Genomic DNA, 15,608 nt, shown 5'->3' on the forward strand with positions numbered 1-15,608 from the left:
AGAATGAGTAATGTTTGGGCGAAGAAAACCTATATCCCTTAAAAATAATGATATATTCCAAAGAAAATTTTAAATAAATACAGTTAGGCATAATGTCTTTGCATTGTGGACTAGATGTGTGTGGATAATGAAAGGGACATTCAGATGTCAAATTGCCCAAAGAAATATATTGTTGCTTTTGATCAGGGCACAACAAGCTCAAGAGCAATTGTTTTAGATCATGATGCAAATGTTGTCAGTATTGCTCAAAGAGAGTTTACCCAGATTTACCCTCAGCCGGGCTGGGTTGAACATGATCCAATGGAAATTTGGGCAACTCAAAGCGCTGTGTGGGTAGAGGCTTTGGCTCAAGCAGGCATCAAGAGTGAGCAAGTTGCGGCAATTGGGATTACAAACCAGCGAGAAACCACCATTGTCTGGGATAAGAAAACAGGTAAGCCTATTTATAATGCCATTGTTTGGCAAAGTCGACAGACGACTGAAATATGTAATCAATTGCATAAAGCTGGTTGGCAAGAATATATTCGTAAAACCACAGGCTTAGTGATTGATCCATATTTTTCGGCCACAAAAATTAAATGGATTTTAGATCACGTGGAAGGCAGCCGTGAGCGTGCTGAGCGGGGAGAGTTATTATTCGGTACGGTGGATACTTGGCTCATTTGGAAATTAACTAATGGGGCCGTCCATGTCACTGATTTTACCAATGCTTCACGGACTATGCTGTTTGATATCGAAAAGCTTGAATGGGATGAAAAACTTTTACAAGCTTTAAATATTCCTAGAGCAATGCTACCTGAGGTGCGTAGTTCATCTGAGGTTTATGGGTATACACATACCATTAGTGGCCAAGAAGTAGGTATTCCTATTGCGGGAATCGCGGGTGATCAACAGGCTGCACTTTTTGGTCAAATGTGTGTTGAGTCAGGGCAGGCTAAAAATACCTATGGTACAGGCTGCTTTCTACTCATGAACACAGGTAAGAAGATTGTTCGTTCAGAGCATGGATTACTGACTACTATTGCATGCGGTGCAAACGGAGAAGTGAATTATGCTTTAGAAGGTGCCGTGTTTAATGGTGGCTCTTGTGTACAGTGGTTACGCGATGAATTAAAGGTTATTAAGAACGCTAAAGATTCTGAGCATTATGCAACACGAGTAAAAGACAGTAACGGTGTATACGTTGTTCCAGCTTTTACCGGATTAGGGGCACCGTATTGGGACCCGACAGCACGCGGAGCAATTTTTGGTCTGACGCGTGGGGCTAGTATTGAACATATTATTCGTGCAACTTTAGAGTCCATTGCTTTTCAAACTCGAGATGTTTTAGATGCTATGCAGCAAGATGCAGAAGAAGAACTTCGTACGCTCCGTGTTGATGGTGGAGTAACGGAAAATAACTTCTTGATGCAATTTCAGTCTGATATTTTAGCAACCCCTGTAGAACGTCCAATAATGAAAGAAACCACTGCTTTGGGCGCAGCTTTCCTTGCAGGTTTAGCAACGGGTTTTTGGCAAGATCTTCACGAGTTAAGAAATAAATCTGCCATAGAAAAAGTTTTTGAACCCAAAATGTCTGCTGAACAATCTGAGTTTATTTATAAAGGTTGGTTGAAAGCAGTGAAACGCAGTCAAAGTTGGGCTGAGGATTGATTTGTTCTTTAATGAGTTAAATTAAAAGTAGAGTAATCAATTAGCGGCTCAATGTTTATTTATTCAAAATTGATTATTCTACTTTTTTGATTGTTGTTTCATCAATTTGATGTTTTAATTTTTATAAGATCAACAATAAAAAGAACATGAGAAATGAAAGTACAACCTAATGATTATTCAAAAATATATGATATTGCTGTAATTGGTGGCGGTATTAATGGTGTTGGTATTGCCAATGATGCAGCAGGGCGCGGATTATCGGTATTTTTATGTGAAAAAGATGATTTAGCCAGCCATACCTCATCTGCTAGCAGCAAATTAATTCATGGCGGCCTACGTTATTTAGAACATAAAGAATTCAGGCTGGTCAGAGAAGCATTAGCAGAGCGTGAAGTATTGCTAGCTAAAGCGCCACATATTATTAAACCAATGCGTTTTATCATGCCTCATCGACCCCATTTACGCCCTGCATGGCTAATTCGAGCAGGTCTATTTTTTTATGATCATTTGGGAAAACGAGAAAAATTATTAGGATCAAATCTCATTTATTTCAAAGAAGACAGCCCTTTAAAACCAGCGATAACACGTGGTTTTGAATATTCTGACTGTACTGTAGATGATGCGCGTCTTGTGGTGTTAAATGCACTACAAGCTAAAGAGAAAGGGGCAAAAGTCGTTACACGTACACGTTGTGTTAAGGCTTATAGACAACAGGAATTGTGGCATCTGGAGTTACAAAGCGGAGCTGAGTTTTATCAGATACGTGCGAAAGCTATTGTAAATGCGGCGGGACCTTGGGTTGAAGAAATTATTAGTGAAAATCTAAATTTAAGATCTCCTTATCAAGTCCGATTGATCCAAGGAAGCCATATTGTTGTGCCAAAGCTATATGACTGTCATAAGGCTTTTATTATGCAAAACGAAGACCGACGCATCGTTTTTGCAATTCCTTATTTAGAAAAATATACCCTCATTGGTACAACAGATCAGGAATACACAGGTGATCCACAAAAGGTAGAGATTACCGATGTAGAAATAGATTACCTTTTGACAGTGACCAATTCACATTTTAAAAAGCAGTTAACGCGAGCAGATATTGTAAGTCAGTACTCAGGTGTACGTGCTTTATGTGATGATGAGTCTGATAACCCTTCGGCAATTACACGCGACTATACTTTGGCACTACAGACGGAAGATAAAACGGCACCATTGTTATCGGTATTTGGTGGCAAGATTACGACTTATCGGAAACTGGCTGAGGCCGCTTTAGAACATTTGTCTGCGTTCTTTAGTGAAATGGCAGAGGAGTGGACTGCCAATGAACCATTACCGGGTGCTGAGAACTGGATTACATTAGATGATTTAATCAACCAGATTCAATTAAGTGTAAATGGAGTTTCAGAATCCCTTGCCAAACGTTGGGCACATGCATATGGCACAAGAGTTGGGAACATGCTTCATGAACAAAATAGTATAGAACAATTGGGGCAAAATTTTGGTCATGATTTATTTGAATGTGAAGTTAAATATTTATGTGAATATGAGTGGGCAAATACTGCAGAAGACATACTCTGGCGAAGATCTAAATTAGGTTTGGCGTTTAATGAGAAACAGGTGAAAGTGTTAGAAGCTTACTTGTCTGAACGTCGATTAAAAGATGATGCCGCATAATAAAAAAGGCCGCATGAAGCGGCCTTTTTTATATTTAGCAATTAGAAGCCAGTTTTTACAGCTTCAAGTAATGCTGCTTGACGTTCTTTTAATGCTTTTGGTAAGCGCTCGCCAAGTTTGTTGAATAACTCAGTGTGGCTTTCAATTTCAGTAACCCACTGGTCTTTATCTTGAGTAGTGATAAGGTCAAATTGTTCTTTACTGAACTCAGTACCTTTCCAGTTCAAGTCTTCATATGTTGGAACAAAACCGATTGGTGTTTCAACAGCGTTTGCACGGCCTTCACAGCGGTCAATGATCCACTCAAGAACACGCATGTTTTGACCGAAACCAGGCCATACGAAGTTGCCTTCAGCATCACGACGGAACCAGTTTACGTTGAAGATTTTCGGTAATTTGTTGCCAGAAGCTTCAGCTTTCTCGCTTACTTTTGCACCAAGGCTTAACCAGTGGTCAAAGTAGTCAGCCATGTTGTAGCCAGCAAATGGAAGCATCGCGAATGGGTCACGACGAACGATACCTTGTTGACCAACAGCAGCAGCAGTAGTTTCAGAACCCATAGTTGCCGCTTTATAAACACCGTCAACCCAGTCGAAAGCTTCAGAAACTAAAGGAACTGTATCTGCACGACGACCACCGAAGATGAATGCAGAAATTGGAACACCTGCTGGGTTTTCCCAGTCAGCATCGATAGATGGACATTGACCAGCTGCAACAGTGAAACGCGCATTTGGATGTGCTGCTTTTTCGCCGTTTACGTGAGGTTGACCTTTCCAGTTCGTTAAGTTTGATGGAACTTCTTTAGAAAGACCTTCCCACCATACTTGACCATCTTCAGTTACTGCTACGTTTGTATAGATAACATCTTTATGAAGTGTTGCCATACAGTTCGGGTTAGTTTTGGTATTTGTACCAGGTGCTACACCGAAGAAACCAGCTTCAGGGTTAATCGCATATAAACGACCGTCTTCACCTGGTTTGATCCAAGCAATATCGTCACCTACAGTTTCGATTTTCCAACCTTCATAACCTGCTGGTGGAATTAACATTGCAAAGTTTGTCTTACCACAAGCAGATGGGAATGCAGCAGCGATGTAGTGTTTTTCACCTTGAGGGTTAGTCACACCAAGAATAAGCATGTGTTCAGCTAACCAACCTTGTTCGCGTCCCATGACAGAAGCGATACGAAGAGCTAAACATTTTTTACCAAGTAATGCGTTACCGCCGTAACCAGAACCGAAAGACCAGATTTCACGAGTTTCTGGGTAATGAACGATATATTTCTCTGGGTTACAAGGCCATGCAACGTCTTTTTGACCTTCAGCAAGTGGAGCACCTACGGTGTGTACACAAGGAACAAATTCGCCGTCTGTACCTAATACATCATAAACAGCTTTACCCATACGTGCCATTTTGCGCATGCTAACAGCAACATAAGGAGAATCAGTTAACTCGATACCGATATGAGCAATATGGCTACCTAAAGGACCCATAGAGAAAGGAACAACGTACATCGTACGGCCTTTCATTGAACCTTCAAATAAACCATTTAATTTTTCACGCATAACAGCTGGATCTTCCCAGTTGTTTGTCGCACCAGCATCTTCTTTATTTTGAGAGCAGATGTAAGTACGATCTTCAACACGCGCAACGTCAGATGGGTCAGAATTTGCAAGATAAGAACCAGGATGTTTTTCTTGGTTTAATTTCTGCATGGTGCCGTTAGCGATCATCAAGTCGATTAGACGTTGATACTCTTCTTCGCTTCCGTCACACCATTCGATTTTTGCTGGTTTGGTTAAGTTTGCAATTTCTTCAACCCATGCTATAAGCTTAGGATGACGAACGAATTCTGGTGCGTTCACTGTGGTCATGGTGAGGCCTATTCAAAATATGTACAACGTACAAGTCTATTCATTGGGGTACAATGAAAGATCAAATAAAAAAGTGGCTGTATTAAAGCATAAAATCATAAAAAAAATAAGACTAAAGACTAACAATTAGATATTTGGAATTCCGATTGTTTTTATATGAAAATCATTTGCTTATGATGTTTTATATAGTTTTTACTTTTATATTTTTATGTTGTATGTGTGTTATTTACTTAAGTTATTTTATTTAAAATCAATAAATTAGCTCTTAAATTTTTTTTGAGAATTATTATTGATTAAACAAATGAAGATCATTCAAAATTTACATAAAGAGACTTTTAATAGGTGATTTTATATACAAAATAGAATAAACATCTTACTTTACGATAATAAAATGCGGCCCTTGAAACCTCTTTCGATCATCTATAACGAAAAATCAGGATTTCACGCTTCAAAACATGAAGATGTTTATGAGCAACTGATGACTGTATTTACTGAACATGGTTTTGAAATACAAGTATTTGAATTAAATGAAAATACATTGTTTGATGATCTGATGAATAATGTTATTCATCGGCATTCACAAAACGAAAATATAGGGGTGGTTGTTGCAGCTGGTGGGGATGGCACATTAAATGCTGTTGCATCTAAACTTAAGAATACTTCTATTCCAATGGGAATCTTGCCTTTAGGTACTTTTAACTATGTCGCTAAAGTTTTAGATATTCCGCTAGATCTTTTAGAAGCAGCAGAAGTGATTGCTACAGGCATTCCTCGGTCAGTACATATAGCAGTAATCAATGATCATATTTATTTAAATAATGCTAGTTTAGGTCTATATCCACTCTTTATCAAAAAGCGCGAACTCTACAATAAATATTTAGGAAGGCTTCCTTTACATGCCTATACATCAGCTTTAGATGTTTTGTTAAGAGAAAATAAGTCAATGAAGCTATCTATAACAGTAGATGGTAAAAAATATCCTGTTAAAGCACCTCTTATTTTCTTTGGGAATAATCAATTACAACTATGTGATATGAAACTTAGAATTGCAGAATGTGCAGCACAGGGACGAGTTGCTGGAGTTGTAATTACAAAAAGTGATAAGCTGAGTTTACTGAATATGCTTTGGCAGTGGATTCAAGGTAAAGTTGAAGATGCTCAAGATGTATATAGTTTTTGTGCAGATCATGTTGTAGTCGAATGTGCAAAAAAATCGAAACTTACAGTTGCTTTAGATGGTGAAATCATAGAGATGAAACCACCTTTAAAGTTCACTGTAGAAAAAAATGCTTTAAATATAATGGTGCCGAATGTTATTACATCTGTCTGATTTACACTTTGGAACGGAAAAACAAGAGTGTTTAGAGGCAATTAGGCACTTCTGTATTCAGCAACAGCCTGAAGTAATTGTTGTAAGTGGTGATATTACTCAACGTGCCAAATACGAACAATTTTTTAAATGTCGGCAATATTTAGATAGTCTCAATATTCCTTATTTAGTGGTGCCAGGTAACCACGACATTCCTTTGTATCATGTCTGGAATCGTTTTTTTTCTCCATTTACTCGTTATCGATATTTTTTTGGTGAACTAGAGCCAACTTTAGAAACTGAACATTTTTATATTGTTGGTGTAAATAGCATACGCCGTCGTTACCATACACGTGGTCATATTTCGATTGAACAAATTCAAGATACTTATGAGCGTTTACAAAAAGGGCCTAAAGATAAATTAAAGCTAGTAGTTTTCCATCAACCTTTTTATACACCACCCGATAATAAGCATGGAATAAAGGATTGTCCGGTTTTAGGAAAAATCGCCTTAGAGAAGTGGAGTACAACTGGATTATTCGGAATGCTGCATGGTCATCTCCATAAAACGGCTATATATGATTTAACTCAAATTTACCATCTGGAAATAGATCATCCTATTTATGATATTCATGCGGGTACAGCAACTTCTACTCGTTTATATCATCATAATCCAAATAGCTTTAATATGGTTTCAAATACAGGAAAGATTCAGCATTATTGGTTTAGTGAACAGCAGGCTGAATTCACTACAGATTGATTTGGTTTAGATGAGATTAAATATTTGATTGTTTAAAAAATATTCAAAAAACAGAAAAATTTTTCTTATTTCCCCTTGAAGCCATTTTTTTCATCCCCACAAAAGTGACATCTAAATATTTTGTTATTGCTCTGGATTAAAGCAATAACGATTAATCAAAAAGACTAAGTCTGATGGAGTTAATTATGAGCAACATTCGTCCATTACATGATCGCGTTGTGATTCGTCGCGTAGAAGAAGAAACCAAAACTGCTGGCGGTATTTTATTGCCAGGTTCTGCTGCTGAAAAGCCATCTCAAGGTGAAGTAATTGCAGTAGGTAATGGTCAAATCACTGATAACGGCGTACGTGCTTTGGATGTTAAAGTTGGTGACAAGGTGTTATTTGGTACTTATGCAGGTACAACAGTTAAAGTAAACGGTGAAGAACTCTTAATCATGAAAGAGTCAGACATCTTAGCTGTATTAGAAGGCTAATCGATCCATAACTCAATTCATTATCAGATTCAGTATTTAAAAAGATTCGGAGTTTAATATGTCAGCTAAAGACGTAAAATTTGGTGATTCAGCTCGCTCAAAAATGATTGCAGGGGTAAACGTACTTGCAGATGCGGTTAAAGTGACTTTAGGTCCTAAAGGCCGTAACGTTGTAATCGACCGTTCTTTCGGTGCGCCGCACATCACTAAAGACGGTGTAACTGTTGCTAAAGAAATTTCATTAAAAGACAAGTTTGAAAACATGGGTGCTCAACTTGTACGTGAAGTTTCAAGCAAGACTAACGACATCGCAGGTGACGGTACGACAACTGCAACTGTACTTGCTCAAGCAATTTTAAACGAAGGTATCAAATCAGTAACTGCTGGTATGAACCCAATGGATTTAAAACGCGGTATCGACATTGCAGTAAAAACTGTAGTTGAAAATATCCGTTCTATTGCTAAGCCAGCTGATGATTTCAAAGCAATTGAACAAGTTGGTTCTATCTCTGCTAACTCTGATACTACTGTTGGTAAACTTATCGCTCAAGCGATGGAAAAAGTAGGTAAAGAAGGCGTAATCACTGTAGAAGAAGGCTCTGGCTTTGAAGACGCATTAGACGTTGTAGAAGGTATGCAGTTTGACCGTGGTTATATCTCTCCATACTTTGCTAACAAGCAAGATACTTTGACTGCTGAACTTGAAAATCCGTTCATCCTTCTTGTTGATAAAAAAATCAGCAACATTCGTGAATTGATTTCTGTTTTAGAAGCAGTTGCTAAAACTGGTAAACCACTTCTTATCATCGCTGAAGATGTTGAAGGTGAAGCGCTTGCAACTCTTGTTGTAAACAACATGCGCGGTATTATCAAAGTATGTGCTGTTAAAGCTCCTGGTTTCGGTGACCGCCGTAAAGCAATGCTTCAAGACATCGCGATCTTGACTGGCGCAACTGTTATTTCTGAAGAAGTTGGTATGTCTTTAGAACAAGCGACTCTTCAAGATTTAGGTACAGCGCACAAAATCACTGTTTCTAAAGAAAATACAGTTATTGTTGATGGTGCTGGTGATGCTGCTGCTATCGCTGAGCGTGTTCAACAAATCCGTGCTCAAATCGAAGAATCTACTTCAGAGTATGACCGTGAAAAATTACAAGAACGCGTTGCTAAATTGGCAGGCGGGGTTGCTGTAATTAAAATCGGTGCAGCAACTGAAGTTGAAATGAAAGAGAAGAAAGACCGCGTTGACGACGCTCTTCACGCAACTCGTGCAGCAGTTGAAGAAGGTGTTGTTGCAGGTGGTGGTGTTGCGCTTGTACGTGCCGTAAATGCGCTTGAAGGCCTAAAAGGTGCTAACGAAGATCAAACTGCAGGTATCAACATTTTACGTCGTGCGATCGAAGCTCCACTTCGTCAAATCGTTGCGAACGCTGGTGATGAGCCATCTGTAGTAATCAATGCAGTTAAGAAAGGTGAAGGTAACTTCGGTTATAACGCTGCAACTGGTGAATATGGCGATATGTTAGAAATGGGTATCCTTGACCCAGCTAAAGTAACTCGTTCTGCACTTGAGCACGCTGCTTCTGTTGCTGGCTTAATGTTGACTACAGAATGTATGATTACTGACATTCCTGAAGACAAACCAGCTGCTCCAGACATGGGCGGTATGGGTGGAATGGGCGGCATGATGTGATAAACATCAACGTCTAAATAAAAAAATCCCTGCATTTGCAGGGATTTTTTTATTTCTTATATAAATTAAGAAAAAGTTAAGTTGATATTCTTAAACTTATAGTCAGGAACAGTAGCTGTAGTTCCTCTTTTTTGTTACACCATGCTTATCCTCTTATAAGCATGGTTTTTTTTTAACCTAATAAAATGATAAGCCATGTCACTGCAATAATTGAAAGCGCGACAAATTGAGCAGCACTTCCCATATCTTTAGCATTTTTAGAGAGTTGGTGTTTTTCAAGTGATACACGGTCAACTACCGCTTCAATCGCAGAATTGAATAGTTCTACAATAATTGCAAATAAACACACAACCACCATAAGTGCATGTTCACCGCGAGTTACATCTAGAAAAAAGCTAGTAGGGATAAGCACAACATTAATTAAAACAATTTGTCGGAAAGCGGCTTCATTTTTATAAGCCGCCTTAAATCCTGAAATTGAATAACCTGTCGCATTCAAGATGCGCTTTAGTCCGCTTTTGCCTTTGTAGGGAGAATAACTATTCATTCACTTATATTTTTAACACTTTTCATGCATTATATATCGCGGCCCTTAAAAAAAATATTAAATCTTTTTTAAAGATTTTGACTTTATAACTTGATAGAGAAGAAGAGATGAAAAAATTATTTGTAGCATTAGGACTTGTCATGAGTGGGTTACATGTAAGCTATGCAGAGCCTGCCTCAGCTCAACAAGTACCGGGATATTATAAGCATCAATTTGGTAATTATCGCATCACCTCTTTACTGGATGGCACTATTTATTTAGACCCTAAGTTATTTAAAAATTTGAGTCAGGCTGAGAAGACTAAAATTTTAACAAAATACGCCGCTGTTAATGAGAAAGGGGTTCAAACTTCGGTAAATGCATTCTTGGTAGATGACGGTAAAAGTTTAACTCTTGTTGATAGTGGTGCTTCAAGTTGTTTTGGCCCACAGCTGGGTTCAATTGCTAAAAATCTTGAATTGGCAGGCTATCAACTTGCTAACGTGAAAACGGTTTTGTTAACCCATCTACATCCAGACCATGTTTGTGGTATTGCTCAAAATGGAAAAGCTGTATTTCCTAATGCAACTATTTATGCACATGAACGTGAAGCTGACTATTGGTTAAATCCAGCTTCTGAAAAAACTGTACCCGCAGATAAAAAAGAAAATTATTTAGGCACTGTTAAAAATATAAAAGCTGCGCTTGCACCGTATCAAGCGAAAAAAGCTTTCAAGACTTTTAAAGATGGCGATGTCATTCAAGGTTTTGAAGTAATCAATACACAAGGGCATACACCGGGTCACCACAGTTTCCGTTTAAAGAGTAAAAATCAACAAATTGTCTTTGTGGGAGACATTGTCCACTCACATTCTTTACAGTTTGATGCTCCAAAAACCGGCGTAGATTTTGATGTAAATTCTGAGCAGGCAATTAACACTCGTTTGAAAATGTTTGCTGAAATCTCAAATAAACAGCAATGGGTAGCTGCTCCACATTTGCCATTCCCAGGAATTGGCCATGTGTATAAAGTAAATGCAGAGCAATACCAATGGATTCCTCTATATTTTAATAACAGTGTTGATAAGTAAAAAAAACAGGGCATTGAATGCCCTGTTTTTTATTAAGTCTTTAACTATTTAGTTGCTTTCTCAAAATTATTGACTGCTTCACGGCCGAGTGCTGGGTCATCTGTAAAGACGCCATCTACACCTGCTTTGAAATATGCTTCAAACTCTTTTAGAGCACCTGTCGGGCAACGCTCGGCAGGTTTGTCGCTACATTTTAAAGGCTGTGGTAAAAAGTTATTTTCTGGACGGAAAGTATATGGGTGTACTTTTAAGCCAGCGGCATGTGCATCGCTAATAAATGAAGTAGTTTGTACTGAACCATCATTATTGAAATTGAGAATATAGTTTTTGCTTGGGCCTACACCATTTGCATACTTAGCAACATCTTTTAAGCTTTGCGCTGTAGCTAAATCACCATATGTTTTAGACACACCAGATTCAACAAAGTCTGCTGGTCGAGAGGTTTTTGCATCATATAACTGAATGATTTGTGCATGTTTAAGTGTTTTATGTAGATCAAGTTGATCTTTTAAATACTTTAAATTGCTGACTTCAAACGATTGCAAATAGATAGGGGCAATATCACGTGTATATTGATATTTGGCAAGAGTTTTAAGAAGTGTGTCTTCCATGGCCAAATTCTTGTTTTTAAAATAAGTTGGATGTTTGGTTTCAATATATAAGCCAATAATCTTTCCGGTTTTTTTATAATTTGCTTCGGCAAGTTCAATGACTTGTTCAAGTGTTGGAATTGAATACAGGTCGTTATAAGCTGTATTTGCTGGTCTGAACTCAGGAATACGTTCACGTGCTTTAACTTGTTGTAATTCATTTAAGGTGAGGTCTTCCGTAAACCAACCCGTTAAATTGACACCATCAATATTTTTTGTGGTTTTACGGTCTGCAAATTGGGCAAGAGTACTGATATTGGTAGTACCACCAATTTCGTTTTCATGACGAGTAACCAATACACCGTCTTTTGTTGAAACCAGATCAGGTTCAATAAAGTCAGCACCATCATCAATCGCTTTTTGATATGAAGCCAAAGTATGTTCAGGACGTAAAGCGCTAGCGCCGCGGTGTCCAATCACTAAAATTTTAGGAAGTTGATATTCTGGTGTAGTTGGGGTTGTTTCGGTTTTATCATCGTCATTGCAACCGACCAAGCTAATTAAACTTAAGCATAAAAGTGCTTTTCTAAACATAATTCTACTCATATTGTTTTAGTTGAAACGACTCAAGTATTGGGATTTAGTTTGACGTGATCATGAAGAATTCATGAATTTTAAGTGACACTATTTAACTGGTTCTTTATTGCTTTGTTGGAAATAGTGAATCACGCTTTGTTTTTGTCTTAATTACATTTATTGTTTTAATTCCACTTGTCTTTTTTACACCGCTCGTTGATGATCACAAGGTCTCAAAGCGGCATTTACTCCTGTTAATTAACGACATCATACCGAGCAGCCATGCTATCTAAATTTTTTATTCAGCGCCCCATTTTTGCCAATGTATTGGCGATCATTGTCATGGCTTTTGGTATTTTTTCGGTGATGCACTTGCCCGTAGAACGGTATCCCGATATTGCACCTCCGAAAATTACAGTGTCGGCAAGTTATAGCGGAGCAGATGCACAAACGGTTGAGCAAAGTGTTACCCAAATTTTAGAACAACAAATACAAGGGATTGATCACTTACTCTATTTTAGCTCATCAAGTGATTCATCAGGACGTAGCCGAATTACCATTAGTTTCGATAATGGAACCAACCCCGATACTGCTCAGGTCCAAGTCCAAAATAGTATTAGTGGTGTCATACGCCGTTTACCCGATGAAGTACAACGTCAAGGGGTGACAGTCAGTAAGTCACTAGGCGATACCTTTATGGTAATTGGTTTATACGACTCGACTGGTAAAACCGGAAATATTGAGCTGTCGGACTATTTAACTACACATGTCGTTGATAACTTAAACCGTATTGAAGGGGTGGGTGAAACGGATGTGTTCGGTTCGCAATATGCGATGCGTATCTGGTTAAATCCAGACAAGTTAAAGCAATATAATTTAATGCCAAGTGATGTGGCTAATGCAATCACTGCTCAAAATACCCAAGTTGCTGCAGGTGCAATCGGTGATTTACCAGTCATTGATGGTCAATATCTAAATACAAAAGTGACGGCAGGTTCTCGACTAAAGACTGTTGATGATTTTAAAAATATTGTCGTAAAGTCAGATAAAACGGCTAGTTATGTTTATTTAAAAGATATTGCAAGAGTTGAGCTCGGTGCAGAAAATTATCAGTCTTTCAACACGATTAATGGTTATCCTGCTGCGGGTGTAAGTATATCTCTGTCCTCGGGCGCAAATGCTATTCAAACTTCTAAGCTCATCCATCAAACCTTAGATCAGCTCGCCGCTAAATTACCAGCAGGCTATAAAATCGTTTATCCACGAGATAATACGCCGTTTGTTCAAGAGTCGATTAAGGAAGTTGTAAAGACGCTTGTAGAAGCCATTATTTTGGTAATTTTGGTGATGTTCCTGTTTTTGCAAAGCTGGCGTGCAACACTCATTCCGAGTATTACAGTTCCGGTTGTGATTTTGGGAACTTTTGCAGTCTTATATGTGCTTGGTTTTAGTATTAACACATTAACGTTATTTGCACTGGTACTCGCCATTGGTTTGTTGGTTGATGATGCGATTGTGGTAGTTGAAAACGTTGAGCGGCTCATGCATGAACAGCACTTAACTCCAAAAGAAGCTGCAATTGAGTCAATGGGTGAAATTAGCGGTGCATTAGTCGGCATTACATTGGTTTTAACTGCTGTTTTTATTCCAATGTCTTTTTTAGGTGGTTCAATTGGCGTGATTTACCGTCAGTTTTCCATTACTTTAGTTGCCGCTATGGCATTATCGCTTACGGTTGCACTCATTTTAACGCCTGCATTGTGTGCATTAATTTTAAAACCTAATCCTGAACCTATGCGCTGGGCAGTGTGGTTTAACCAAAAAATTGATCAACTTAAAAATAAATATATCAAGCTTGTTCAGACGAGTATTCATTACAGTAAATCGGTTATTGTGATTTTTGTGGCGCTGATTGCAGTTTTTATGCTCTTCTACAGTGGTTTAAAAAGCGGCTTTATTCCTAAAGAAGACCAAGGTATTTTAAGTGTGCAAATTAAGCTGGTAGACAGTGCTCCAATTTCTGAAAGTCAGAAAATTGGTGAACAAGTGCGCCAATACTTTCTCACTAAAGAAGATAAAAATGTTGATCTGGTTTTAATTCGTTACGGTCGAAATAATGCCGGGACAGGACAAAATTTAGCGCAAGGCTTTATTGCTTTAAAACCTTGGGATGTACGTACGGCGAAAGAGGACTCGGCTGACGCTATACAAAAGCGTGCAATGAAATATTTCAGAAATTTTAGTAATGCTCAAATTAACGTGACCTTACCTCCTTCGGTAAATGGTTTGGGGCAGACTGATGGCTTGGATTTCTGGATTCAAGATTTAAATGGACAAGGGCAAAACTTCTTAGATGGTATGTTCCGTCAGTTACAGGCTCAAAGTAAAAACTATTCAACTTTTGAAAACTTTGATAAGCAGTCTACCAATAGTAAAGCAAATCTGAATATCAAAATTGACCAGAAACAGGCTTTGGCAAATGGTTTGGAACTATCTGCAATTAATAACACTTTGTCGAGTGCATGGGGCGGAACTTACGTAAACGACTTTATTGATCGGGGACGTATTAAACGTGTCATGATTCAAGGCGATGCCGAGTTCAGATCTAAACCTGAAGATTTATATAATTGGTCTGTGCGTAATAATCAAAATGAAATGGTGCCTTTTAGTTCGTTTGCTAACTTTAGCTGGGGTGGGGCACCAGAAATTGTAAAACGCTATATGGGATATAGTGCTTTACAGTTACAGGCTGATGTTGCCGGTGGTAGCAGTTCTGGTCAGGCTATGAAAGATGTTGAACAACTCGTCAACCAGCAAAAAGATATTGGCTTGGCTTGGGCTGGTCTGTCTTTTGAAGAACAGAAGTCGACCAATCAGGCGGTATGGTTATATCTGATTTCGGCAGGTTTTATTTTCTTATGTTTAGCTGCTTTGTATGAGAGCTTAAGTATTCCTGCTGCCGTGATGACTTCTATTCCGCTAGGTGTAGGAGGAAGTGTTATTTTCTCTTATATCTTTGGTTTACCAAATGACGTGTATTTCCAAATTGCACTTCTAACCACGATTGGATTGTCTTGTAAAAACGCAATTTTAATTGTTGAGTTTGCTGCATTAGCCCAAGAGAAAGGAAAGAATGCTATTCAGGCCGCTTTAGAAGGCGCAAGCTTGCGTTTAAGACCGATTTTAATGACTTCTTTAGCCTTTGGTGCAGGTGTGATTCCACTTGTATTTGCACAAGGCGCTGGTGCGGTGAGCCGCCAAGAAATTGGTATTAGTATTTTAGGTGGCGTAATGTTTGGTACTGTACTGGTTCTATTCTTTATTCCAGTTATGTATGTGTTATTACGTTCATTGTTTAAATCGAAAGCTTCAAGTTAAAAGCAAACAAT

General features: G+C 38.4%; 11 protein-coding genes. 8 read left to right on the forward strand and 3 right to left on the reverse strand.

Annotated features, from left to right (window positions below; translation table 11 throughout):
- The first annotated feature begins 144 nt into the window (after nt 1–144).
- Entirely contained in the window at nt 145–1,653 is a 1,509-nt protein-coding gene (gene glpK / locus J678_RS19735; protein WP_017394280.1) for a glycerol kinase GlpK, read from the forward strand.
- 153 nt (nt 1,654–1,806) lie between these two features.
- Nucleotides 1,807–3,324, forward strand: coding sequence for a glycerol-3-phosphate dehydrogenase (glpD, locus tag J678_RS19740; protein ID WP_017394279.1), 1,518 nt, complete (start codon nt 1,807–1,809; stop codon nt 3,322–3,324).
- A 41-nt stretch (nt 3,325–3,365) separates the two neighbouring features.
- Here the strand turns inward: glpD and J678_RS19745 are convergent, their stop codons facing one another.
- Entirely contained in the window at nt 3,366–5,198 is a 1,833-nt protein-coding gene (locus tag J678_RS19745; protein ID WP_004707365.1) for a phosphoenolpyruvate carboxykinase (GTP), read from the reverse strand.
- Between the two features lie 391 nt (nt 5,199–5,589).
- Here J678_RS19745 and J678_RS19750 point away from each other — a divergent pair, with 391 nt between their 5' ends.
- The 4 genes from J678_RS19750 to groL all read left to right on the forward strand — a co-directional run bounded on the left by J678_RS19750 (nt 5,590) and on the right by groL (nt 9,436).
- A complete protein-coding gene (locus J678_RS19750; protein ID WP_017394278.1) occupies nt 5,590–6,528 on the forward strand; it encodes a diacylglycerol/lipid kinase family protein in 939 nt (312 codons plus the stop codon).
- On the forward strand, nt 6,509–7,267 hold the full coding sequence (locus J678_RS19755) for a metallophosphoesterase family protein (RefSeq protein ID WP_017394277.1): 759 nt from the start codon (nt 6,509–6,511) through the stop codon (nt 7,265–7,267). The genes J678_RS19750 and J678_RS19755 overlap by 20 nt, the downstream gene beginning before the upstream one ends.
- Before the next feature lie 185 nt (nt 7,268–7,452).
- Nucleotides 7,453–7,743, forward strand: a complete 291-nt coding sequence (locus tag J678_RS19760; protein WP_000065579.1) for a co-chaperone GroES — start codon at nt 7,453–7,455, stop codon at nt 7,741–7,743.
- Between the two features lie 58 nt (nt 7,744–7,801).
- Nucleotides 7,802–9,436, forward strand: a complete 1,635-nt coding sequence (gene groL / locus J678_RS19765; RefSeq protein WP_002048605.1) for a chaperonin GroEL — start codon at nt 7,802–7,804, stop codon at nt 9,434–9,436.
- Nucleotides 9,437–9,608: 172 nt separating this feature from the next.
- Here groL and J678_RS19770 read toward each other — a convergent pair whose 3' ends face one another.
- Nucleotides 9,609–9,983 (reverse strand): diacylglycerol kinase, encoded by a 375-nt coding sequence (locus J678_RS19770; RefSeq protein WP_004699662.1) that lies wholly within the window; start codon nt 9,981–9,983, stop codon nt 9,609–9,611.
- 107 nt (nt 9,984–10,090) lie between these two features.
- On the opposite strand from J678_RS19770, the gene J678_RS19775 reads away from it, so the two are divergent.
- Complete coding sequence (locus J678_RS19775) at nt 10,091–11,053, forward strand: MBL fold metallo-hydrolase (RefSeq protein WP_004707372.1); 963 nt, start codon at nt 10,091–10,093, stop codon at nt 11,051–11,053.
- Nucleotides 11,054–11,097: 44 nt separating this feature from the next.
- On the opposite strand, the gene J678_RS19780 is transcribed toward J678_RS19775, so the two are convergent.
- A complete protein-coding gene (locus tag J678_RS19780; RefSeq protein ID WP_017394276.1) occupies nt 11,098–12,237 on the reverse strand; it encodes a glycerophosphodiester phosphodiesterase in 1,140 nt (379 codons plus the stop codon).
- 264 nt (nt 12,238–12,501) lie between these two features.
- On the opposite strand from J678_RS19780, the gene J678_RS19785 reads away from it, so the two are divergent.
- Complete coding sequence (locus J678_RS19785) at nt 12,502–15,597, forward strand: multidrug efflux RND transporter permease subunit (RefSeq protein WP_032027461.1); 3,096 nt, start codon at nt 12,502–12,504, stop codon at nt 15,595–15,597.
- Nucleotides 15,598–15,608 lie beyond the last annotated feature (11 nt).

The sequence above is a fragment of the Acinetobacter sp. 1424608 genome (genome assembly GCF_000588255.1).
Lineage (GTDB): Bacteria > Pseudomonadota > Gammaproteobacteria > Pseudomonadales > Moraxellaceae > Acinetobacter > Acinetobacter nosocomialis.